The sequence below is a fragment of the Enterobacter sp. E12 genome (genome assembly GCF_014596715.2).
Lineage (GTDB): Bacteria > Pseudomonadota > Gammaproteobacteria > Enterobacterales > Enterobacteriaceae > Enterobacter > Enterobacter bugandensis.
In genome coordinates this window covers 4,506,050-4,527,782 of record NZ_CP115601.1, presented here as the reverse complement: position 1 = coordinate 4,527,782, position 21,733 = coordinate 4,506,050, and the positions used below count along the sequence as shown (strand labels likewise).

The 21,733-nt window shown below is 58.7% G+C and carries 23 protein-coding genes; 10 read left to right on the top strand and 13 right to left on the bottom strand.

The features are described 5' to 3' along the window. Positions 1-17: 17 nt before the first annotated feature. Entirely contained in the window at positions 18-572 is a 555-nt protein-coding gene (locus IB212_RS21735; protein ID WP_041911870.1) for a fimbrial protein, read from the bottom strand. 576 nt (positions 573-1,148) lie between these two features. On the opposite strand from IB212_RS21735, the gene IB212_RS21730 reads away from it, so the two are divergent. After that, complete coding sequence (locus tag IB212_RS21730; protein ID WP_041911871.1) at positions 1,149-2,174, top strand: TerC/Alx family metal homeostasis membrane protein; 1,026 nt, start codon at positions 1,149-1,151, stop codon at positions 2,172-2,174. Between the two features lie 60 nt (positions 2,175-2,234). On the opposite strand, the gene IB212_RS21725 is transcribed toward IB212_RS21730, so the two are convergent. After that, positions 2,235-2,897: an HAD family hydrolase gene (locus IB212_RS21725; RefSeq protein WP_028014726.1), complete on the bottom strand. Its 663-nt coding sequence runs from the start codon at positions 2,895-2,897 to the stop codon at positions 2,235-2,237. A gap of 240 nt (positions 2,898-3,137) precedes the next feature. On the opposite strand from IB212_RS21725, the gene IB212_RS21720 reads away from it, so the two are divergent. Then, positions 3,138-3,665 carry an NlpC/P60 family protein gene (locus IB212_RS21720; protein WP_041911872.1) on the top strand — a complete coding sequence of 176 codons (528 nt, stop codon included), beginning with the start codon at positions 3,138-3,140 and terminating at the stop codon, positions 3,663-3,665. 5 nt (positions 3,666-3,670) lie between these two features. Here IB212_RS21720 and IB212_RS21715 read toward each other — a convergent pair whose 3' ends face one another. Together IB212_RS21715 and IB212_RS21710 are read right to left on the bottom strand one after the other, a co-directional pair. Then, positions 3,671-4,465, bottom strand: coding sequence for an SDR family NAD(P)-dependent oxidoreductase (locus IB212_RS21715; protein WP_041911873.1), 795 nt, complete (start codon positions 4,463-4,465; stop codon positions 3,671-3,673). A 32-nt stretch (positions 4,466-4,497) separates the two neighbouring features. Beyond that, the gene (locus tag IB212_RS21710; protein ID WP_041911874.1) at positions 4,498-5,379 is read right to left on the bottom strand and encodes a LysR family transcriptional regulator; all 882 of its coding nucleotides are present in this window, start codon (positions 5,377-5,379) and stop codon (positions 4,498-4,500) included. A 99-nt stretch (positions 5,380-5,478) separates the two neighbouring features. On the opposite strand from IB212_RS21710, the gene IB212_RS21705 reads away from it, so the two are divergent. From IB212_RS21705 to arnF, 8 genes are all read left to right on the top strand, one after another. Further along, positions 5,479-5,985 (top strand): phenolic acid decarboxylase, encoded by a 507-nt coding sequence (locus IB212_RS21705; protein WP_028014722.1) that lies wholly within the window; start codon positions 5,479-5,481, stop codon positions 5,983-5,985. A 323-nt stretch (positions 5,986-6,308) separates the two neighbouring features. After that, positions 6,309-7,448 (top strand): UDP-4-amino-4-deoxy-L-arabinose aminotransferase, encoded by a 1,140-nt coding sequence (arnB, locus tag IB212_RS21700; protein WP_041911875.1) that lies wholly within the window; start codon positions 6,309-6,311, stop codon positions 7,446-7,448. 1 nt (position 7,449) lies between these two features. Then, the gene (gene arnC / locus IB212_RS21695) at positions 7,450-8,433 is read left to right on the top strand and encodes an undecaprenyl-phosphate 4-deoxy-4-formamido-L-arabinose transferase (protein WP_041911876.1); all 984 of its coding nucleotides are present in this window, start codon (positions 7,450-7,452) and stop codon (positions 8,431-8,433) included. After that, positions 8,430-10,412, top strand: coding sequence for a bifunctional UDP-4-amino-4-deoxy-L-arabinose formyltransferase/UDP-glucuronic acid oxidase ArnA (gene arnA, locus IB212_RS21690; protein WP_041911877.1), 1,983 nt, complete (start codon positions 8,430-8,432; stop codon positions 10,410-10,412). The genes arnC and arnA overlap by 4 nt, the downstream gene beginning before the upstream one ends. Beyond that, complete coding sequence (arnD, locus tag IB212_RS21685; RefSeq protein WP_041911878.1) at positions 10,409-11,311, top strand: 4-deoxy-4-formamido-L-arabinose-phosphoundecaprenol deformylase; 903 nt, start codon at positions 10,409-10,411, stop codon at positions 11,309-11,311. The genes arnA and arnD overlap by 4 nt, the downstream gene beginning before the upstream one ends. Continuing rightward, complete coding sequence (arnT, locus tag IB212_RS21680; protein ID WP_041911879.1) at positions 11,308-12,963, top strand: lipid IV(A) 4-amino-4-deoxy-L-arabinosyltransferase; 1,656 nt, start codon at positions 11,308-11,310, stop codon at positions 12,961-12,963. Before arnD ends, arnT begins: the two co-directional genes overlap by 4 nt. Continuing rightward, positions 12,963-13,298 (top strand): 4-amino-4-deoxy-L-arabinose-phosphoundecaprenol flippase subunit ArnE, encoded by a 336-nt coding sequence (arnE, locus tag IB212_RS21675; protein ID WP_041911880.1) that lies wholly within the window; start codon positions 12,963-12,965, stop codon positions 13,296-13,298. The genes arnT and arnE overlap by 1 nt, the downstream gene beginning before the upstream one ends. Next, positions 13,295-13,675 (top strand): 4-amino-4-deoxy-L-arabinose-phosphoundecaprenol flippase subunit ArnF, encoded by a 381-nt coding sequence (gene arnF, locus IB212_RS21670; RefSeq protein WP_028014715.1) that lies wholly within the window; start codon positions 13,295-13,297, stop codon positions 13,673-13,675. Before arnE ends, arnF begins: the two co-directional genes overlap by 4 nt. Here arnF and acpT read toward each other — a convergent pair. From acpT to IB212_RS21625, 9 genes are read right to left on the bottom strand one after another with little or no spacing between them, the layout of a single operon-like run. After that, positions 13,632-14,240, bottom strand: coding sequence for a 4'-phosphopantetheinyl transferase AcpT (gene acpT / locus IB212_RS21665; protein ID WP_028014714.1), 609 nt, complete (start codon positions 14,238-14,240; stop codon positions 13,632-13,634). The two genes, arnF and acpT, sit on opposite strands and share 44 nt — an antisense overlap. A 2-nt stretch (positions 14,241-14,242) precedes the next feature. Continuing rightward, the gene (locus IB212_RS21660; protein ID WP_028014713.1) at positions 14,243-15,472 is read right to left on the bottom strand and encodes a beta-ketoacyl-ACP synthase; all 1,230 of its coding nucleotides are present in this window, start codon (positions 15,470-15,472) and stop codon (positions 14,243-14,245) included. Then, positions 15,469-16,200 carry a 3-ketoacyl-ACP reductase FabG2 gene (locus IB212_RS21655; protein ID WP_028014712.1) on the bottom strand — a complete coding sequence of 244 codons (732 nt, stop codon included), beginning with the start codon at positions 16,198-16,200 and terminating at the stop codon, positions 15,469-15,471. Before IB212_RS21655 ends, IB212_RS21660 begins: the two co-directional genes overlap by 4 nt. Then, entirely contained in the window at positions 16,197-16,670 is a 474-nt protein-coding gene (locus IB212_RS21650; protein WP_041911881.1) for a 3-hydroxy-fatty acyl-ACP dehydratase, read from the bottom strand. The genes IB212_RS21655 and IB212_RS21650 overlap by 4 nt, the downstream gene beginning before the upstream one ends. Then, positions 16,667-17,836, bottom strand: a complete 1,170-nt coding sequence (locus IB212_RS21645; protein ID WP_041911882.1) for a beta-ketoacyl-[acyl-carrier-protein] synthase family protein — start codon at positions 17,834-17,836, stop codon at positions 16,667-16,669. Before IB212_RS21645 ends, IB212_RS21650 begins: the two co-directional genes overlap by 4 nt. Before the next feature lies 1 nt (position 17,837). Continuing rightward, complete coding sequence (locus IB212_RS21640) at positions 17,838-18,416, bottom strand: DUF3261 domain-containing protein (RefSeq protein WP_041911883.1); 579 nt, start codon at positions 18,414-18,416, stop codon at positions 17,838-17,840. Continuing rightward, positions 18,413-20,737 carry an MMPL family transporter gene (locus IB212_RS21635; protein ID WP_041911884.1) on the bottom strand — a complete coding sequence of 775 codons (2,325 nt, stop codon included), beginning with the start codon at positions 20,735-20,737 and terminating at the stop codon, positions 18,413-18,415. The genes IB212_RS21640 and IB212_RS21635 overlap by 4 nt, the downstream gene beginning before the upstream one ends. Further along, positions 20,706-21,311, bottom strand: coding sequence for an outer membrane lipoprotein carrier protein LolA (locus IB212_RS21630; protein ID WP_041911885.1), 606 nt, complete (start codon positions 21,309-21,311; stop codon positions 20,706-20,708). The genes IB212_RS21635 and IB212_RS21630 overlap by 32 nt, the downstream gene beginning before the upstream one ends. Next, positions 21,308-21,730 carry a thioesterase family protein gene (locus IB212_RS21625; RefSeq protein ID WP_028014706.1) on the bottom strand — a complete coding sequence of 141 codons (423 nt, stop codon included), beginning with the start codon at positions 21,728-21,730 and terminating at the stop codon, positions 21,308-21,310. Before IB212_RS21625 ends, IB212_RS21630 begins: the two co-directional genes overlap by 4 nt. Between the last annotated feature and the right edge of the window lie 3 nt (positions 21,731-21,733).

Sequence of the window (21,733 nt, the reverse complement as noted above, 5' to 3'; positions counted from 1 at the left end):
GAACTGAGTTGAATGATTTATTTATAGATAATGGTGTAATCCGCAACCGCATCTGCCTTACCGGCGGTCACAGCATCCAGGGATGCTTTATAACGGGCTGAATACAGCAGGGTGGCTGCCCCCGTGGTGCCATCACCGGTAATAGGAACAAATTTATTCGGGTTGTCGCCCAGTTTTAACGATGTTCCATCTTCATTCAGGAATTCAATACCCAAACCCGTTGCAGCGTCGCCATCGGTTTTAAGCGCGAGCAGATTATTATCATTAGCATCATAGGCACCGCCAAATCGTGCTCCGGCTGATTTAAGGACGGCGGTATCGCAGTTAGACAGTTCTATCTGGATACGGTGAATACCCGCAACGTCACCTTTTTCTTTAAATGCTGAAGACGAGATGGTACCCATATCGATCGTTGGGTTCCCCCCCTGACCGTTAATATCGACATCACAGGTGCTCGCGGTAATCATACCCGTGAATTCAATGGTCCCTGCGCCTTTACCTGGCGCTGCATGGCTGGAAGGACTGGCAATTGCAGCCAATAAAAATCCCATGGTAATAACGGATTTATTCATTTTTTAAAATATTCCTCAGTGTGTAAAAGGTAGAACAGTATTATTTCGGGTTAGTCACTCGAAAGCGTTGTTGTGGTCACGGGATGTGGATATTCCGCTAATATGAAACATTAAGGTGGATATTCATCATCGCTTACCAGTCCATGTGAAAAACTTCCATCACAAGAAGTCTGAATATTTTTCTGGGTCAGGTTAACAAGCGTTTAAAAAAAATAAAGTGAGAACATCATGATTTGTCTTTGGTTGTTTTAAAATCAATGAGTTATGTTGTTTTTATCAGGGTTTTATCAGCAATTCAGTGTGAGAATTTTACGGCTTATTTACTACTTGCCGTATGTCAGGTTCAGCTCAGATAATAAAACTTTCATAATAATGAAAGAATAATCTCCGGAAGAACACGTTGCCTTCCCGGAAGATGTAAGGGGAATCCTGGCGCTTTTAACATCACATTTACATTGCCGGGCTGGCGTCAAGAAGTGTTATTATTATTCTCTTGCCCGGTGATACGGGCGTTTTCTTTTTTTTGTTGCAAACGTTGCCTCTGCCAGCGCGCAGATGAAGGTTAAGGATAGATTCATGGCTTCTGCTCATCTCGGTTTCCCGACTGAAACCGTTGTTGTCTTTGTGGTGATGGCCGTTGGGGCGATGTTTATCGACCTCTTTATGCACCGTCACGACAAACCCATCTCGCTGAAAAGCGCCGCAATGTGGTCCATCTTCTGGGTTATGATGGCGATGGCCTTCGCCGGGTTCCTGTATGTTCACCACGGCGCCGAAATGGCGAGCCTGTTCCTTACCGGTTACGCCCTGGAAGAGGTGCTTTCCGTCGATAACCTGTTCGTGATGATGGCGATCTTCGCCTGGTTCGGCGTGCCGGATAAGTACCGTCACCGTGTGCTCTACTGGGGTGTGCTGGGGGCGATTGTCTTCCGCGGTATTTTCGTGGCGATCGGCACCAGCCTGCTGAGCCTGGGGCCGTACGTGGAGGTTATTTTTGCGCTGGTCGTCGGCTGGACGGCGGTGATGATGCTCAAGCGCAATGAAGAGAGTGACGAAGTGGAAGATTACTCGGGTCACCTTGCCTATCGCCTGGTGAAACGCTTCTATCCCGTCTGGCCCAAAATCAGCAGCAACGCGTTTATTCTGACGCAGAAAGAGGTCGATGCGGAGCTTGAAAAGCCGGAAAACCAGGACGTAACGGTTGGCCGCGTGAAGAAGGCGAAGCGCTATGCAACGCCGCTGCTGCTCTGCGTGGCGGTGGTAGAACTCTCTGACGTGATGTTCGCGTTTGACTCCGTACCGGCGATTATTGCGGTAAGCCGCGAGCCGCTGATTATCTACAGCGCCATGATGTTCGCCATTCTCGGCCTGCGTACCCTCTACTTTGTGCTGGAAGCGCTCAAGCAGTATCTGGTGCACCTGGAGAAAGCGGTGGTGCTGCTGCTGTTCTTTGTGGCGTTCAAGCTGGGTCTGAATGCGACCGATCACTTCTGGCACCACGGTTACAGCATTGGCGCGACGGCCAGCCTGTTTGTGGTGTTAGGTGTGCTGGCGCTGGGGATTATTGCGAGCGTGATGTTCCCGGGGAAACGTGAGGCCTGATGCACCGCTTTTCTCCCTCTCCCTGTGGGAGAGGGCTGGGGTGAGGGCAACAGACCGCACCTAACCCTTAATCGGTGAATTCCGGCGCTTGCGTGGGTGATGGAAGTGCCGCCAGTGAGGATCCTGCGCCGCGGCCAGCAGTTCGTGGTCGCCGCGGGTGTCGCCCCAGGCTCGCAGATGATAGTCGTTCAGATCGCCATACACCTTCTCCAGCCTCGCCACTTTCTGGGCGCAGCGGCAGTTATTGCCCGTAATGCGTCCCGTCAGCTTGCCGTCCTTCACTTCCAGCTGCGTGCCAATCAGCTTAATGCCGAGCCTGTCCGCCCACGGCTGGAGCACCAGCGCCGGCGACGCAGAGCAGATAGTCACTTCCGCGCCGGAATTTACTTCAGCCGCCACCGCCAGAACCCCTTCGGGGCGCATCAGCTTGTTCCAGTATTTTTCGCAAAAGGCTTCCGCCTGCTGGCGTAGCCAGTGTTCGTCCACGCCCGTCAGGAACGTTTTAATCAGCACTTCCTTCAGCTCATCACGCGTCAGCTTGCGGCGCACGCAGTGGAGCGTGGGCAGCGCCATGCGCACCAGACGACCCGCAAAGTAGCGTTTCCCAAAGGCAAAACGCAGGAAAGGGATAAAGCTGTCGTGGTGCGTGAGCGTCCCGTCAAAGTCAAAGACAGAGAGCACGCTGGATTTCGCCACCGTCTCGTCGGCAATCATATTGGTCATAAATACGTCTTAGCTGAATTACACATTCTGTCGATCAGTTTACCTGCTTTATCTGAACAGTCCTTACATCACCACCCTTTTTTTTCTCAATCTTGCGATCTGAAAGTGAGTCCAATTTTGGCCTCAATAATGATTGGTGAAAAAGTGAGCAGTCTATATTATCGCCACATCGAAAGATATTTCGGGGGAACGTTGGCCTCCACAGGTAAGGATAAATTCACTCTTAGCTCCTGTTTAGATATGACATTCAGATCGCTTATTTCAATCCTCACGTTAAGTTTTGCTTCGTTTTCCGCACTGAGTTTCCAGCTGCCCGCATCGATGATCTCCGCCGATAGCACATTTGCGGAATCGCCGGTGAAGTCGGCCCTGCTTCACCAGGAGACAGGCCCACTCCGCTCCCGGATACTGGATCAATACCAGAAATGGAAAGGGACTCACTATCAGTGGGGCGGCACCACACACCGCGGAGTGGATTGCTCCGCGCTTATGCAGCATCTGTTCAGCGATGCGGCGCATCTTTATCTGCCGCGCACGACGAGTGAGCAGATCCATCGCGGTGTACAGGTAGCGCAATACCGTCTGAAGGCGGGAGATTTAGTCTTCTTCCAGACGGGCCCGAACCGCAGACACGTTGGTGTGTATATCGGTAACAGCCAGTTTATTCATGCCTCCAGCAGCCAGGGCGTAACGGTCTCAACCCTGACTGATGACTACTGGCAGGATCGTTACATTACCGCCCGTCGTATCGCCGGCAGCGCCGCCTGACGACATTAAATAATGTCATCCACCACGCCACCATCGACGCGCAATGCCGCGCCTGAGGTGGCGGAGGCCTGCGGCGAACAGACATAAATCACCATATTAGCCACCTCTTCAACGGTGGCGGCGCGCTGGATAACCGAGCTGGGGCGGTTGGTCATGACAAATTCTTTCGCCAGCTGCTCCAGCGATTTACCGGTTTTCTCGATCTCATCTTTCATCATTTCAGCGAAACCGTCGGACATCGTCGGGCCCGGCAGCACGCTGTTCACCGTCACGCCGCTTCCCGCCACGAACTTCGCCAGCCCGCGCGCCAGCGAAAGCTGTGCCGTTTTGGTCACCCCGTAGTGGATCATGTCTGCCGGGATATTGCAGGCTGACTCGGAGGAGATAAACACCACGCGGCCCCAGCCTTTTTTCACCATGCCCGGCAGCAGGGCGCGGGAGAGGCGCACGCCGGACATCACGTTGGTCTGCCAGTAGCGCTCCCAGGTTTCATCGTCGGTGCCATAGAAATCCTGCGGGCCGTAAATCCCGGCGTTGTTCACCAGAATATCGACGTCGCTCGCAACCTTCAGCAGCGATTCAACCCCTTCCGCGGTGCTGAGATCGGCAATGGCTGCACGCACCTGCACGCCAGGCACAACCTGCTGCAGCTGCTGAATACCTTTGTTCACCGAGTCGGTGCTGCGGCCATTAACGATCACTTCCGCGCCGCTTTCTGCCAGGCCTCTGGCAATGGCAAACCCGATCCCGCCGGTTGAGGCGGTGACCAGGGCCACTTTCCCCGCAAAGTCGATTTTCATCATCAGCTCCTTATCGTTTTAACGTTCGGACCTTAAAGCGTAGCAGGTGATGATGACGGCTCCTGGCTAAAAAGGCGCAGCAGGGTTTCGACCTGCTCATCCAGCGGGGCGAGGGTGCGCTTCACGATCAGATGCAGCGGCGTGGCCCGACGAACGCCGTGGCTCAGCGGGAGGAGTTTCAGTACGCCTTGCTCCAGCTGGGGCTGAATGCGTTCCTCTGGCAGCCAGCCGTAGCCGACCTGCGAGACGACCGCCTCTATGGCAGCGTCGATGGTCGAGAACGTCCACGACTCGCCGGCAGCCCGCGCGGCGTTCTGGCTGTCCGCAATCTGGATTAGCGGCCACGGGCGCAGCATCTCATCATTCAGCGGCGCGTCGAGGCTAAAGAGGGGATGCTGATGATGCGCCACGGCGACAAAGTCAATATTCATCAGCCATTCGCCGAGCCCGGTAATGTCCTGGCGGCGGGTTAAAACCATCACATCGGCCTCGTTGTTCATGGCATCGGCGCGGGTATTTTCCAGCACCTCCGTGAGGCGGACCTGAGTTTGCGGATACTGCTGCTGGAACTGACGCAGAATGGCGAACAGGCGGCGGCGTGGGAAAATCGAGTCCACCACCAGGTCCAGCCGCGTGCGCATCCCGTTACGAAGGGTCGCCGCGCGTGTCTCGACATACGAAAACGCTTTCAGCAGCGGTTTCACCTGGCCGAGAAGCAGTTCTCCGGCCGGGGTCAACACCGCCCTGCGCCCCTCCGGCGCCAGCAGCGCCACGCCCAGCCGCTCCTGCAGCAGCGACAGGTTATAGCTCACCGAGGACTGACTGCGGTGGGTTTCTTCCGCAGCTTTGGCAAAGCTGCCCGCATCCACCACTTTTTCCAGTAAGGCCCACTGTTCCAGCGTCGTCTTGTGCATAATTTATCTAAAATTTGAATGAATTTGATTAAAACATAGCGTTATTAATTCATTTTTTGAAGGCTTAAGATCGTCTCATCAAAACGAAGGAGACATCTTATGAACACATTCGACAAACACGACTTAAGCGGCTTCGTTGGCAAACATCTGGTTTATACCTATGACAACGGCTGGAATTACGAAATTTACGTCAAAAACGAGACTACTCTCGACTACCGTATTCACAGCGGTCTGGTGGCGAACCGTTGGGTTAAAGATCAGCAGGCTTACATCGTGCGGGTAGGGGAGAGCATCTATAAAATCTCCTGGACCGAGCCAACCGGTACGGACGTTAGCCTGATTGTGAACCTGGGCGACAAACTGTTCCACGGCACCATCTTCTTCCCGCGTTGGGTCATGAACAACCCGGAAAAAACCGTCTGCTTCCAGAACGACCATATTCCGCTGATGAACAGCTATCGCGATGCGGGGCCTGCATATCCAACAGAAGTGATTGACGAATTTGCCACCATCACCTTTGTACGCGACTGCGGTGCGAACAACGAAAGCGTGATTGCCTGCGCGGCCAGCGAGTTACCGAAAAACTTTCCCGATAACTTAAAATAAGCGCGACAATTAACTAAAAAGAAAAGTTCCCGGTTATTTCTGCTTTTACAGAAATAACCGGGATTTTTTTTGTTTGTTGATGTTTGGTTTAAAATAACATTTTGTAAAAATTGACTTTGATCACGAAATAAATAATTCATAATTACATAAGCTATTGTTTATAAATGAATTAATATTGATTTAGTTACATCTTAATTACGCATCTTAATTTTTCCCTAAGAAATGAACGATACCTTGATATGAGTTTATGGTTCGTTGAAATAAACGAAAAAGTAATTGGTTAATATCAAGCGCGTGCCATTCTTATTGCAAGGAAATTAATGATGAGTGATTTTTTGCCTTTTTCCCGCCCGTCGATGGGTAGTGAGGAATTAGCGGCGTTGCAGGAGGTTTTAACCTCCGGCTGGATCACCACCGGGCCTAAAAATCAGGAACTTGAAGCGGCATTTTGTCAGCTGACGGGGAACCAGCACGCGATTGCCGTCTGCTCGGCGACGGCGGGCATGCACGTTACGCTGATGGCGCTGGATATTGGTCCGGGCGATGAGGTCATTACCCCCTCCCAAACCTGGGTCTCCACGCTGAATATGATCGTGCTGCTGGGCGCCACGCCGGTCATGATCGATGTGGACAAAGAGACATTGATGGTGACACCGGAAGCGGTTGAAGCCGCCATTACCCCGCGTACCAAAGCGATTATTCCCGTGCATTACGCCGGCGCGCCGTGTGATATCGACGCCATTCATGCCGTCGGTGAGCGTCACGGTATTACGGTGATTGAAGACGCGGCCCATGCCGCCGGAACGTACTACAAGAACCGTCACGTGGGCTGGAAAGGCACGGCGATTTTTTCCTTCCACGCCATCAAAAACATGACCTGCGCGGAAGGTGGTTTAGTCGTCACGGATAACGCCCGGCTTGCCGCGCGGATCCGCAGCCTGAAATTCCACGGCCTGGGCGTGGATGCCTATGACCGCCAGACGCACGGCCGCGCGCCGCAGGCCGAAGTGATCTCCCCGGGCTTTAAGTACAACCTCGCAGATATCAACGCCGCGCTGGCGCTGGTACAGCTGGGTAAGCTGAAAGAGGCCAACCTACGCCGCGAGGCAATCGCGCAACGCTACCTGCGCGAGCTTGCCGATACGCCGTTCCAGCCGCTGAGCATTCCGTCATGGCCGCACGTTCACGCCTGGCACCTGTTTATTATTCGCGTTGATGAAGCGCGCTGCGGGATCTCACGCGACAACCTGATGGCGGCGCTGAAGGTGCAAGGCATCGGCACCGGCCTTCATTTCCGCGCGGCACACACCCAAAAATACTACCGCGAGCGTTTTCCTGATGTATCGCTTCCGAATTCGGAATGGAACAGCGCGCGTATTTGTTCTCTCCCTCTTTTCCCGGACATGACTCATGACGACACAACCCGCGTCATTACCGCGCTCCATCAGCTTGCAGGACATTGATATGTTCAGCGCACCGCCTGTACAAAAAGTTTCTGTGGTCATCCCAGTTTATAACGAGCAGGAGAGCCTGCCCGAGCTGATCCGCCGCACCACGGCCGCCTGCGATACGCTGGGCAAAGCCTATGAAATTCTGCTGGTGGACGACGGCAGCAGTGATGATTCCGCGCTGATGCTGACCGAAGCCGCCCAGGCCGAAGGCAGCCATATTGTCGCCGTGCTGCTCAACCGTAACTATGGCCAGCACTCCGCCATTATGGCCGGGTTCAGCCACGTTACGGGCGATCTGATTATCACCCTGGACGCGGATCTGCAAAACCCGCCGGAGGAGATCCCGCGCCTGGTGGCGAAAGCCGATGAAGGCTATGACGTGGTCGGCACGGTGCGTCAGAACCGTCAGGACAGCCTGTTCCGCAAGCTGGCCTCACGCACCATCAATCGTCTTATTCAGCGCACCACCGGTAAAGCAATGGGCGATTACGGCTGCATGCTGCGCGCCTACCGCCGCCATATTGTCGACGCCATGCTGCACTGCCATGAGCGCAGCACCTTTATTCCGATCCTCGCCAACACCTTTGCCCGCAAGGCAACGGAAATTCCGGTCCTGCACGCCGAGCGCGAGCACGGGGAATCGAAGTACAGCTTTATGCGTCTCATCAACCTGATGTACGACCTCGTCACCTGCCTGACCACCACGCCGCTGCGCCTGCTGAGCGTGTTCGGCAGCATCATCGCCCTGGCCGGCTTTACGCTGTCCGTCCTGCTGGTGGTGCTGAGGCTGGTCTTTGGCCCGCAGTGGGCGGCGGAAGGGGTCTTCATGCTTTTTGCCGTGCTATTTATGTTCATCGGCGCCCAGTTCGTCGGAATGGGCCTGCTCGGTGAATACATAGGCCGTATCTATAACGATGTTCGCGCACGTCCGCGCTACTTTATTCAACGTGTTGTCCGTCAGGAACACAAAGCATCTCAAGAGGAAAACCACCCATGAAAGCCGTTGTATTTGCCTATCACGATATGGGGTGCGCGGGCACGCTGGCCCTGCTGGAAGCGGGCTATGACATTGCTGCAATCTTTACCCATCCGGACGCGGCGGGAGAGAATCACTTCTTCGGCTCCGTGGCGCGTATCGCCGCCGAGCGCGGTATTCCGGTTTATGCCCCGGACGACGTCAACCACCCGCTGTGGGTGGATCGCATCCGCGCGCTCGCACCTGATGTCATCTTCTCGTTCTACTATCGCAACCTGATCTGCGACGAGATCTTAGGTTTAGCCGCTAAAGGGGCCTTTAACCTTCACGGCTCTCTGCTGCCCGCCTACCGTGGCCGCGCGCCGCTGAACTGGGTGCTGGTCAACGGCGAAACGGAAACGGGCGTGACGCTGCACCGCATGGTGCGCCGCGCGGATGCCGGGGCCATCGTCGCCCAGCAGCGCGTGGCAATCGACGCGGATGAAACCGCGCTTGAGCTGCATCATAAACTCTGCACCGCGGCGCAAAGCCTGCTGCGTGACGCGCTGCCAGCCATCCTCAACGGCACCTTCAGCGAGACCGAGCAGGACGAAAGCAAGGCCAGCTGCTTTGGCCGCCGCGCGCCGGAAGATGGTCGCCTGGACTGGAATAAACCCGCCCGCCAGCTGCACAACCTGGTGCGCGCCGTGACCGACCCGTGGCCGGGCGCGTACAGCTTTGCGGGCGTAAGCAAATTTATCGTCTGGAAATCCCGCGTGCGTGACGATATCCCGGCCGCTAAGCCGGGCACCGTCGTCTCCGTCTCCCCGCTGATTGTGAGCTGCGGCGAGCAGGCGCTGGAGATCGTCACCGGGCAGACCGACAACGGCCTGTACGTTCAGGGCACGCAGCTGGCGCAGTCTCTGGGTCTGGTGGCCGGGGCGCTGATCACCAGCGCGCCGGTGGTTGCCATCAAGCGCCGCACGCGCGTGCTGATCCTCGGCGTGAACGGCTTTATCGGGAACCACCTGACCGAACGTCTGCTCAAAGACGATAACTACGAGATTTACGGTCTGGATATTGGCTCTGACGCCATCAGCCGTTTCCTCAACAACCCGCGCTTCCACTTTGTGGAAGGGGATATCAGCATTCACTCCGAGTGGATCGAATATCACATTAAAAAATGCGACGTGGTGCTGCCGCTGGTCGCTATCGCCACGCCAATCGAGTACACCCGTAACCCGCTGCGCGTGTTCGAGCTGGACTTTGAAGAGAACCTGAAGATCATCCGCGACTGCGTGAAATACGACAAGCGCATCATCTTCCCGTCCACCTCTGAAGTGTACGGCATGTGTACCGACAAAAACTTCGATGAGGATGCCTCCAGCCTGGTGGTCGGGCCGATCAACAAGCAGCGCTGGATCTACTCTGTCTCCAAGCAGCTACTGGACCGCGTAATTTGGGCCTACGGCGAGAAAGAGGGTCTGCGCTTTACCCTGTTCCGTCCGTTTAACTGGATGGGCCCGCGTCTGGATAACCTGAACGCGGCGCGAATCGGCAGCTCCCGCGCGATCACTCAGCTGATCCTGAACCTGGTCGAAGGCTCGCCTATCAAGCTGATTGAAGGTGGGAGCCAGAAACGCTGCTTTACGGACATCAGCGACGGTATCGAAGCCCTGTTCCGCATCATTGAGAACAAAGATAACCGCTGCAACGGTGAGATCATTAACATCGGTAACCCGGAAAACGAGGCGAGCATTCGCGAGCTGGCAGAGATGCTGCTGGCCAGCTTTGAGCGCCACCCGCTGCGCGATCGCTTCCCGCCGTTTGCCGGTTTCCGCGAAGTGGAAAGCAGCAGCTACTACGGTAAGGGCTACCAGGACGTCGAGCACCGTAAGCCAAGCATCCGCAACGCGAAGCGCTGCCTGAACTGGACGCCGACGGTGAAGATGGAGCAGACCATAGATGAGACGCTCGACTTCTTCCTGCGCACCGTGGAGCTGTCGGAACAGGCCTCATGAAAAAAGTCGGTTTACGCATTGATGTCGACACCTTCAGGGGAACGCGTGACGGCGTGCCCAGACTGCTGGAACTGCTGAGCAGGCACGGCGTGCGTGCCAGCATTTTCTTCAGCGTGGGGCCTGACAACATGGGACGCCATTTATGGCGTCTGGTTAAACCGGCATTTCTGTTCAAAATGCTGCGCTCGCGCGCGGCATCGCTCTACGGCTGGGATATTTTGCTGGCCGGCACCGCCTGGCCCGGCAGACGCATCGGCGCGGGTAATGAAGCGGTTATCCGCGCGGCGGCGCAGCAACACGAGGTCGGCCTGCATGCCTGGGATCATCACGCCTGGCAGGCGTGGGCGGGCGTCTGGGATATCCCGCGCCTGTCCCGTGAGGTCGAGCGTGGAATGCTGGAGCTTGAGGCCATCATCGGTCAGCCCGTGCGCTGTTCCGCCGTGGCGGGATGGCGTGCCGACCAGCGGGTGGTCAAAGCCAAAGAGCATTTCGCGTTTCGCTACAATAGCGACTGTCGTGGAACCGGGCCGTTTTTGCCGCTGTTGGGCGAAAATCGCTACGGTACGGTGCAAATTCCGGTCACGCTTCCCACGTGGGATGAGGTGGTGGGGCGTGAGGTGAAGGCGGAAGCATTTAATCGCTACATTCTGGACCGCATCCATCGTGACGCCGGTACGCCGGTGTATACCATCCATGCCGAAGTGGAAGGGATTGCGTATCAGCATGATTTCGATGCGCTGCTGACGATGGCCGCTCAGGAGGGCATTGAATTCTGCCCGTTGAGCGAGCTGCTGCCGGACGACCTCAGCAGCCTGCCCGTGGGCAAAGTGGTCCGTAGTGAACTGGCTGGCCGGGAAGGCTGGCTTGGCTATCAACAAACCGTGAGTCCGGTCCCATGAAAACAGCCCGTTATGGCGTAGCGCTTTTCGCACTGTTTATCGTTTATTACTTCATTCCGGTCGATATTCGCCTGCTTTGGCAGCCTGATGAAACGCGCTATGCGGAAATCAGCCGCGAAATGCTGGCATCGGGTGACTGGGTTGTCCCGCATTTCCTCGGGCTGCGCTACTTTGAAAAGCCGATTGCCGGCTACTGGATCAACACTATCGGACAATGGCTGTTCGGGCACACGAACTTTGCCGTACGCGCCGGGTCGATCTTCTCCACCGGGCTCGCGGCGCTGCTGGTGATCTGGATGGCCTGGCGTCTCTGGCGGGATAAGCGTACGGCCATTTTCTCCGGCCTGATCTTTCTGACCCTGTTCCTGGTGTATGGCATCGGCACCTATGCGGTCCTGGACCCCATCGTCACTCTGTGGCTGGTGGCGGCGATGTGCAGCTTCTGGCTCGCCTCACAGGCGCGCACCGTAGCCGGAAAAGCGGGCGGCTATGTGCTGCTTGGGCTGGCCTGCGGAATGGGGGTGATGACCAAAGGCTTCCTGGCGCTGGCGGTACCGGTGATCGGCGTGCTGCCGTGGGTGATTGCCCAAAAGCGCTGGAAAGAGGTGCTGATTTTTGGCTGGCTCGCGGTCCTGAGCTGCGTGCTGATTGTTCTGCCGTGGGGGCTGGCCATTGCGCACCGCGAGCCTGATTTCTGGCGCTACTTCTTCTGGGTTGAGCATATTCAGCGTTTTGCCCAGAGCGACGCGCAGCATAAAGCTCCGTTCTGGTATTACCTGCCGTTCCTGCTCGCGGGCAGCCTGCCGTGGCTGGCGCTGCTGCCAGGCGCGCTGCGTCTTGGCTGGAATGACAGACAAAACGTGGGCGGCGGGTTCTACCTGCTGGGGTGGGTGGTGATGCCGCTGCTGTTTTTCAGCATCGCTAAAGGCAAGCTGCCGACCTATATCCTGCCCTGTTTTGCCCCGCTGGCTATCCTGATGGCGCGCTATGCCTGCCTCGCGGCGGAAAAAGGGGCCAGAGCGTTGCGCATTAACGGCGGCATTAACCTGGCGTTTGGCGCTATCGGCGTGGTGGCGGCGCTGGCGGTCTCGCCGTGGGGGCTGGCTAAGCATCCGGTCTGGACGTCGGTCGAACTGTATAAAGTCTTCTGCGCGGTGGTGGCGTTCCTTATCTGGGGCGCGGTAGGCTGGTTTACGCTGCGGCAGAGCCAGCGGCGCTGGTGGCTGGCGGCGCTGTGTCCTGCGGGTTTGGCGCTGCTGATTGGTTTTGCCATTCCGAACCTGGTGGTGGATTCCAAGCAGCCGCAGTCGCTGGTGGATACCGTGCGCGAGCCGCTACAGGGCAGCCGCTTTGTGCTGACCAATAACGTTGGCGTGGCCGCGGGCCTGGCGTGGGAGCTGAAGCGCAGTGACATCACGCTGTTTGCTCAGAGCGGCGAGCTGCGCTACGGGCTGGATTATCCCGATGCGAAAGATCGCTTTGTCAGTGAAGACGACTTCGCGCAGTGGCTGGCAACGCATCGTAAGCAGGGAAGCGTGTCGCTGGTGATGCTGCTGTCTAAACGTGACGATATTGCAGAGGCGAATTTACCGCAGCCGGACAATCTCTATATCCAGGGGCGTCTGGCCCTGCTGGAGTATCTGCCGAAGTGATGACCTGGACCTGGCTCATACTGGCAAGCCTGCTGAGCTGCGCGGGACAACTGTGCCAGAAACAGGCTACCCGTCCGGCGAAAGGCGGACGGCGTGGCGCGCACATCATGCGGTGGCTTGGCCTGGCGATGCTGGCGCTGGGCTGCGGAATGCTGGTCTGGCTGGTGGTGCTGCAGCGCCTGCCAGTCGGCGTAGCTTACCCTATGCTGAGCCTCAATTTTGTCTGGGTGACGCTGGCGGCGAAGGTCTTCTGGCGCGAGCACGTTGCTGTGCACCACTGGCTGGGGGTCGGGTTCATTATCATGGGGATTATCGTGCTGGGAGGAAGCCTGTGAAAGGCGCGTTCTGGGCGTTATGCAGCGTACTGTTAGTCAGCGCCGCACAGCTGTTGCTGCGCGATGCCATGCAGGCTCTGCCGCCGGTCAGCGATTTTCTGACGTTTATCTCCGCGCTGTGGCACGTTTCGTCCGGCACGGGCGCGCTGCTGCTGGGGTTAACGGGATACGTTGCCTCCATGGGCTGCTGGTATCTGGCGCTGCATCGCATGGCGCTCAGCAAAGCGTATGCCTTGCTGAGCCTCAGCTATATCCTGGTGTGGGGCGCGGCAATCCTGCTGCCCGGCTGGGGGGAGCACTTCTCCTGGCATGGGCTGCTGGGCGTCGCGTTGATTATGCTGGGTGTACTGGTGATTTTCCTGCCCCGACGTGAATAATCGACTCGGTGGTCAGGGTGTAAGGGGTCGAGGTACAGACGGCAAGGCTCAGAGAACCGAGCTGCAGCTGGCTGACCGAGTGCGACTGCGCCGTGCTGTCGATGCTGACAATCTGCCAGGCGCTGCCGCCGCGCTGTTTCACAATCGCTTCTTTGCGCGTCCAGATACGCCAGAAGGCAGAAAGCTGTTCCTCGGGCGCTTCACGCTCCAGCTCGTCATGCTCTGTCAGGCTGAAAACGGCGTTGGCCAGCGCCTGCCAGTTCTTGCGGGGGCGAATCACTTCGATATCGCAGCCCACTTCGCCTTCATCGCTCATCAGCAGGGCGATATCATCACCGCTATGGCTCAGGTTGAACCACAGCGGGTCCCCCTTCGCAAAAGCCGGCTTCCCCTGCTCGCCGTAAATGATGTCGGGGAGCGGGTGAGGGGATAATGTTCTGGCGAGCAGCGTCCGGCCAGCCAGCCAGGAGGCCTGTCGTGCACCCTGAGGTGCCTTATCTGCAAGCGTTGACGCCAGCGGGTCCGCGCAAAGGGTGGAAATTTTTCCCAGTACAAACCGGTACATAGTTACGCCCAGCGTTTAATGATAATCGAGGTATTGATGCCGCCAAACGCGAAGTTATTGCTCTGCAGATACTCGCAGTCAATCTGACGGGCTTCTCCCATAATATAATCTAAAGCCCCGCATTGCTCATCCGGCTGCGTTAAATTGAGCGTCGGGGCAAACCAGCCTTCGCGCATCATCTGCAGGCTCATCCACGCTTCCAGGGCGCCGCAGGCCCCCAGCGTGTGGCCAAAATAGCTCTTCAGCGAGGAAACCGGCACGCTGTCACCGTAGATGGCGGCCGTGGCCTGGCTTTCGGCGATATCGCCGCGGTCGGTGGCGGTACCGTGCGCGGAGATATACCCCATATCCCGGGCGCTTAACCCCGCCATCGCCAGCGACTGCTCCATGCATATCTGCATGGTGTCACGCTGCGGCTGGGTGATATGGGCCGCGTCACAGTTGGTGGCAAAGCCCACGATCTCACCGTAGATGGTGGCCCCGCGCGCTCTGGCGTGCTCAAGCTCCTCCAGAATCAGGGTGCCTGCGCCTTCCCCAATCACCAGACCATCGCGCTGCGTATCGAACGGCGAGGGGGTGGTTTTGGGTTCGTCGTTGCGCTGGCTGGTGGCAAACAGCGTGTCAAACACCGCCGCTTCAGACGGACAAAGCTCTTCCGCCCCCCCCGCGACCATCACGGTCTGATACCCGTGGCGAATTGCCTCCCAGGCGTAGCCAATCGCCTGGCTGCCGGAGGTACAGGCGCTCGACGTTGGGATCACGCGGCCACGTAGTCCAAAGAACAGGCCGGTATTCACCGCGGTGGTGTGCGGCATCATCTGGACGTAGGTTGTCCCGGTGATGTTATTGGTGTGCTTTTCGGTAAGCATGGTCGCGAATTCGCTGACCGGGCCGGTGCTGCCTGTCGAAGAACCGTAGGCGATGCCGGTTTGCCCGTTGGTGAGCACCGCTTCGCCAATCAGCCCCGCCTGCTCCAGCGCCAGCTCTGTGGCGCGGGTAGACATCAGCGACACGCGGCCCATGGCGCGAATACGCTTGCGGGTATAGTGTTCCGGCAGCGCGAAATCGTCGATCGGCGCGCCCAGCAGGGTGTGCAGGCCATCATAAACCTGCCATTCCGGCATTTTACGCACGGCGTTTTCATACGCCAGCAGTCGGCTGGAAACGGACTGCCAGTTCTCGCCAAAGGCGGTGACGCCGCCCATGCCCGTAATCACCACGCGACGCGTCATAGCATTCCTCCGTTAATCGAAATGACCTGGCGGGTGACGTAGCCCGCGATATCCGACATCAGATAGCTTGCCAGCCCGGCGACCTCCTCAGCCTGGCCCATACGTTTCATTGGGATGATGGACATCGCTTCCTTCAGCGCGGCCTCCTCCATTTCAATCATGCCGGTATCAATCAGCCCTGGCGCAATGCAGTTCACGGTGATTTTTCGTTTTGCCAGTTCGATCGCCAGCGCTTTGGTGGCGCCGATAATGCCCGCTTTGGCCGCACTGTAGTTCACCTGGCCGCGGTTGCCCATCACGCCGGAGACGGAGGATAAGGTAATAATGCGCCCGCCCTGACGGGTGCCGATCATGGGCATAATGCAGGGGTGTATGACGTTATAAAAGCTGTCGAGATTGGTGTGGATCACGCTGTCCCAGTCGTCTTCACTCAGTGCCGGAAAGGCACCGTCGCGGGTAATTCCGGCGTTGCTGACCACGCCATACCATGCGCCATGGGCATCAATTTCCTGCTCAAGCACTTCACGGCACTGCTCGCGGTTGCCTACGTCAAACGAGAGTAAACGGCCGCTGCCGCCCGCCTGCGTGATGGCGTCCAGCGTCTCCTGCGCGCCTGCGGCATCACGATGGTAATGCACGCCGACGGTGAACCCGTCAGCGGCAAGCTGGCGGGCGATGGCGCGACCAATGCCTTTGCTGGCCCCTGTGACCAGTACGGAACGACTCATGCTTGGGATCCCTGATTAAAAAGCGATGTTAATTCTTCTGCAGTCGGCTGGAAGGTATTGACCCGGCCCGTGGCCAGCGTCTCTTCACCTGCGCAAATCGTGCATTCAAAACTGCCGAAGCGTTCGTCCTGCATCAGCAGCTTAACGGTAATGTCCAGCGTTAAGCCTTTGGCGAAACGCCCGCTGGCGCAGACCAGCTCGCGCGCGCCGAGCACCATGCCCAGCGCGATATGTTCCTGCCCCTGCTGCTGACGATGCCAGCCCGACCAGACGCCAACGGTCTGCGCCATTAGCTCGAGCGCGTACCAGCCCGGCAGGTCGCCATTGGCATTGAGAAACGGCGCCAGCACGCTTTGCCTGTCAACCGCCACGCGGCAGACCGCCATGTCATCCGTCACATTTTCAACGGACCCCAGCAGCATCATGGGCGCATCGTGCGGCAAATAGGCTTCGGGTGATAGATAGCTCATGACGCTCTCCCCAGCAGAATGCTGGCGTTATTGCCGCCAAACGCGAACGAGTTAGACAAAATCACCGGCTTTTTTAGGGCGGTGCTCTGGTGCAGCAGGCCGCACGGCGCCAGCGTCTCGTCCGGAGCGTAGCGGGAAAAATCCTGCGGCGGCAAGGGCAGATCGCGCGTCAGGATAAGCCAGCTCAAAGCCGCTTCGGTAATGCCGGCAGCGCCCAGCGTGTGGCCGGTAAGGTGTTTGGTTGAACTGCACGGCACGCTTTCTCCGAAGAGATCGTGAACCACCTGTGATTCAATCTGATCGTTGAGCGGCGTGGCCGTGCCGTGCAGGTTGATGTAGCCGATGTCGTCCGGCTGCATGCCCGCTTCGCTGAGCGCCTGAGTGATAGCCCTTATCGCCCCGTCGCCCTGCGGATGCGGGGCGGAAATATGGTACGCATCGCTGGATTCGCCCGTGCCGAGCAGCGCCACGTCCGCGGGTTCCCGGCTTAATACCATCAGCGCCGCCGCTTCACCGATGGTGATCCCCCGGCGGTCCCGGCCAAACGGCTCGCAGAGCGTGGGGGAGAAGGATTCAAGACTGTTAAAGCCGTTCACGGGCATCCGGCTCAGGGTGTCTGCTCCGCCGACAATGGCGATATCTACCAGCCCGGCTTCGATCAGGCGTTTGCCGCCGATCATCGCCCGCGCGCTGGAGGAGCAGGCGGTGGAGATCGTATAAGCCGGGCCTTCAAGCTGCAGCCAGTTGGCGAGAAAGCGGGACGGATCGCCCAGCTCCTGCTGCGGATACTGCCAGCGCGTGCTGGTCTCGCCGTCGGTCATGAGACGCACGTGCTCATCGCCTTCATCCAGCCCGGAGGTGCTGGTTCCCAGCACCACGGCCACCCGGTCACGACCAACGCGGGCGATGGCCTCGTCAACGGCGGGCTGAATCTGCGCCAGCGCGGCCAGCAGCAGCTGGTTGTTGCGGGTGCGGTGTGCAGAGAAGGTGTCCGGGATGAGCGGCAGTTCGCCTTCCACCCCGCCCAGTACCGCTTCGGGCATTCCCTGCAGCCAGCCGGTCCGGGCGTGCATGCCCGGCGCCACGCCCGCAGCCAGGTTGGCGGCAATTTCATCAGGCGAGTTGCCCAGCGCGTTGACCATGCCAACAGCGGATATATAAATCATCTCAGTCACCCAGATATTGAATGGTGATGTGGTATTTGAATACGTGTTGCTCGATGCTGATCGGCTCGCGCTTGCCTTTGCGCTGGAGGTAGACAATCTCCGTCACCAGCTTGCCGCTGGCGTTACGCAGCTCGCGCCGATCGCCATTGTCCGTTAACGTCCAGCCCTTCGGCAACTGCGGCTGCCAGGCCCTAATCGGCCAGTGGCTGAGCATCACGTCGGCCAGCACCTGGCTGGCGGGCGGCAGCTGCGGCACGACGATCGACTGCTCGGTATGAATACCGCTCTCGTCGTACGTTGCCAGGAACAGGCGAATGCCCACGGAAGAGAGGCCGGCCAGCGTGACCTTATGCGCATCCGCGTTGAGCATCACCAGCAGGGACTGCGTTTGCCCGTTAAAGCTGCCGGTCAGCAGCTGCTGGGAGCTTACCGCCGGGCTGATGCCGGGCGGCGGCAGAGTGACTTTGGTGCCAGGCTGAAGCCAGGCCTGAGGCCGCGTCTCTTTGGTATCGGTCGAATGGCTGCAGCCTGCCAGCAGCAGCGCCGCGGCCAGCGCGACAGCGCGATAAACAGCGTTCATTTACGTTTTCTCTCTTTCTTATCCGGCATCGCCAGCGGTGCCAGCAGGAAGGCGGTGAAAATACCGCTCACCAGCACAATACCAAAGCTGCTGATAGCCTGGGTGGCGCTGAAGACGAGCATGCCCAGCGTCAGCAGGGTGGTCATCATGGCCAGGGTAATCGCCAGCATCGAAGTCAGCGGCGTACCGCGTGGATTGCTGAAGAACAGCGTGTAGTTAATGCCAATGCCGAGCACCAGTACCAGCGCCAGTAGTGAAAACAGATTTACCGGGTGGCCCGTTGCGGCCAGCGCGGCCAGCCCGCAGCTCAGCGACAGTGCGGACGGCACCAGGCTTATCAGCCCTTTGCGCCAGCCGAGGCGCAGTATCGCCCCGCAGGCAATCACCGCCAGCGCCGCAAACAGTAGCCCCGTCAGCAGCGTGCGGTAGAGGGCAAACAGGCTGTCAAAGCTGGCCTTGCGGTCCACCCAGACGACGCCGTCATGGCGCCCGGCCAGCTCACCGAGCGCCGCGCTGTTTTTTGCGCCGTCCACCGGCACGAGCACGCCGCTTTCCCCATCGGGCAGGGTCAGCCAGAGCAGGCGCCAGCCCTCGCTGGCCGGACTTTCAAGCCACGCGTCCACGCTGACCGGCGTGGCGTCCAGATTGGGGGAAACGGCGTTGAGCCCTGCGCTTTTCAGCACGTTCGTCACCGCAGGCGCGGCGTTCCGCAGTAGCGCAAGGTCGCTTTTCTGGCGGGCCAGCGAGTTCAGCGGCAGGGTGCGCCAGCGGGTGAGATCCCCCGCCTTTTGCGCCTCGGCCAGCGCGGGAGTAAAGGCTTCCAGCCGCTCCAGCGTTTGCTGGGGAGAAGCGCCGTGCACCACAAACCATTTCTGATCGACGCTTTGGCCGGTCAGGGCGGTAATGGTTTTCTCCTGCGCCAGAATATCTTTCGGCAGCGCCTGCAGCTGGGCGATGTCGTCGTCCACCTTCAGGGTGCTCATTCCCACGGCGGAGAGCAGCGCCAGCGCGACGGGCAGACCAACGGACAGTTTTTTACTGCGTCGCCAGGCGGCCAGCCAGCGCAACATCAGGACCATAAAGGGAACCGGGCGCACCGGCAAACCCCGGCACAGCCACGGATGCCAGAAAATCACCGTCAGGCAGGAGGCGCTCAGCCCCGTCGCGGCAAATACCGCCATCTGGCGGATCCCGGGGAAGGGGGCCAGCATCATAATCAGGTAGGCAGCGACGGTCGTCAGCAGCGCCAGCAGCAGCGCATTGCGCACTTTGGCCAGGCTTTGCCAGGGAGAGAGCTCAGCGCCGTGCACCATCCGTTCGGTCAGGTAGTAAAGCGTATAGTCGGCCGAAATACCGATGATGCTCATGCTCATCACCAGCGTCATCAGGTGCAGCTCGCCAAAGAGCAGCAGCGTCACCACCGTCCCCGCCAGCGCGCCGATGGCAATGGAGAGCACGCTCAGCAGCAACGGGCGCAGAGAGCGGAACACCGCTACGATCAGCAGGAACACCCCAAGCAGGGTGGCGATGCCCAGCGTTGAGACGTCGCGTTTAGCCTGCTGGCTGGCATAATCGCTGTAGAACACCGTCCCGCGCGAAAGCAGCTGCGCCTGCGGGTAACGCGCTTTCAGCGTCTGTTGCAGTGCGTTAAGCGTCGTCACGAGCCGGTGGGTCTGCTGCATATCAAATGATGAGCCCGCCAGTTCGCCGTGCAGCAGATACCAGTAGTTTCCCGCTTCATCTTGCGTGACCAGCCAGCCGTCCATCAGCCGCAGCTTCTGGCCGTTTTGCGCCAGGGCGAGCTGCGAGCCGCGCATCAGCATCAGCGGATCGTTTTGCAGCTCTTTACCGCTGACGCCGGAGAAGGCGGAGTAGAGCTGGGATAAAATCCACTGCGCCTGCGCTTCTCCGCCGTTTTGCAGGCGGGCGCGGGTGGCCGGATCAATCAGCCCGTTGCGGTGCTGCCAGAAGAATTCTCCCCAGGCCTTTTGCCCGGCGGCGTCCATCGGGCCTTTGACCTCGCGGAGCGCGTCGCTGCTGTGCAGCAGTTCAAGCCACTGCTGCGCCACGCGCGGATCGGGTTCTTTGCCGGGGCTGACCAGCCAGACCAGCTGGCGGTCGAGACGCTGCATAAACCCGTCGTTGAGCGCCGGAGGGATCGCCCCCAGCGTCTGCTTCGGCAGCATGGCCAGCACGCTGCTGTTCAGCCGCGCGCCGGGCAGCAGCGACAGCAGCACGCCCAGCATAACCAGACATACCGTGGCCCACAGCAGCGCCGGGCGCAGGGATTTACGGTGCGGCAAAGCGTTGGCGTTCGTCATCGGTCAGGCTGGCGGGCGTCAATTGGTGGTTTGAAAGGGCGATATCGGTACGGTCGCCCTGCCTGTCGTTCAGGCGGATCGTCTCAAGATAGGTCGCGCCGCCCAGATCGAGGGTGGCGAAAATCTTGTCCAGCGGCGTCGTTTTTGGGGTAAGCACCAGCGACCAGCGGCCCGCGCCCAGGTCTTTAAAATCGATGCGGAAGTTCTCTTCCAGCACCTTGCGGTCGGCCTGGAACAGGGCCCGCAGCAGGTGGTTGAACTGAAACATCTGCGGATTATTGTCGGCGGTGATGGTCTGCGGCGGCTGGCCGTTGATCGTCTGAACCATCCGCTTGTCGTCCAGCAGCAGCGTCATCGGAAACGGCGCTTTTTGATCCCACAGCAGGCCGCTGTCGCGGGCGATCAGCATCTCGCCCTGCGAGCGCAGCGGCTGCGGCATATCTTTTATCGTGCGGACCTGTTCGAAGTGCGCGCGCACCACAGGCTGCTCGGTGAAGCGCTGCTGCAGTTCATCCAGCGTCACGGCGCTGACCAGCGGGCTGACGAGCAGCGCCAGCAAAGGCAACCATTTCATGGCGTGACTCCCATACGTTCAAACAGTACTGCCGGACTGACAAAGCACATTTCGCGGGTGGCTTCTTCCACCGCCACCTGGATGGTGTAGCCGGTGGTGGTGCGTTTGCCGGTTTGCGCATCGAAAATTTGATAGGCAATGCGCAGGCGGTTTTCATACTCTTCAATCTGCGCGCGAACGCGAATGCGCTGCTCAAAGGTCACCGCATCGCGGTATTTCACCCGCGTGTCGACAACGGGCCAGACGTAGCCGGAGGCTTTCATCTGGCGATAGCCATAGTCAAACTGATTGAGCAGCGCCTCGCGGGCGATCTCAAAGTAGCGGAAATAGTTGCCGTGCCAGACCACGCCCATCATATCGACGTCGTGGAACGGAACGGTGATCTCAACTTCAGTCGTAAAGCGGGGATCGGTCAGCACCCT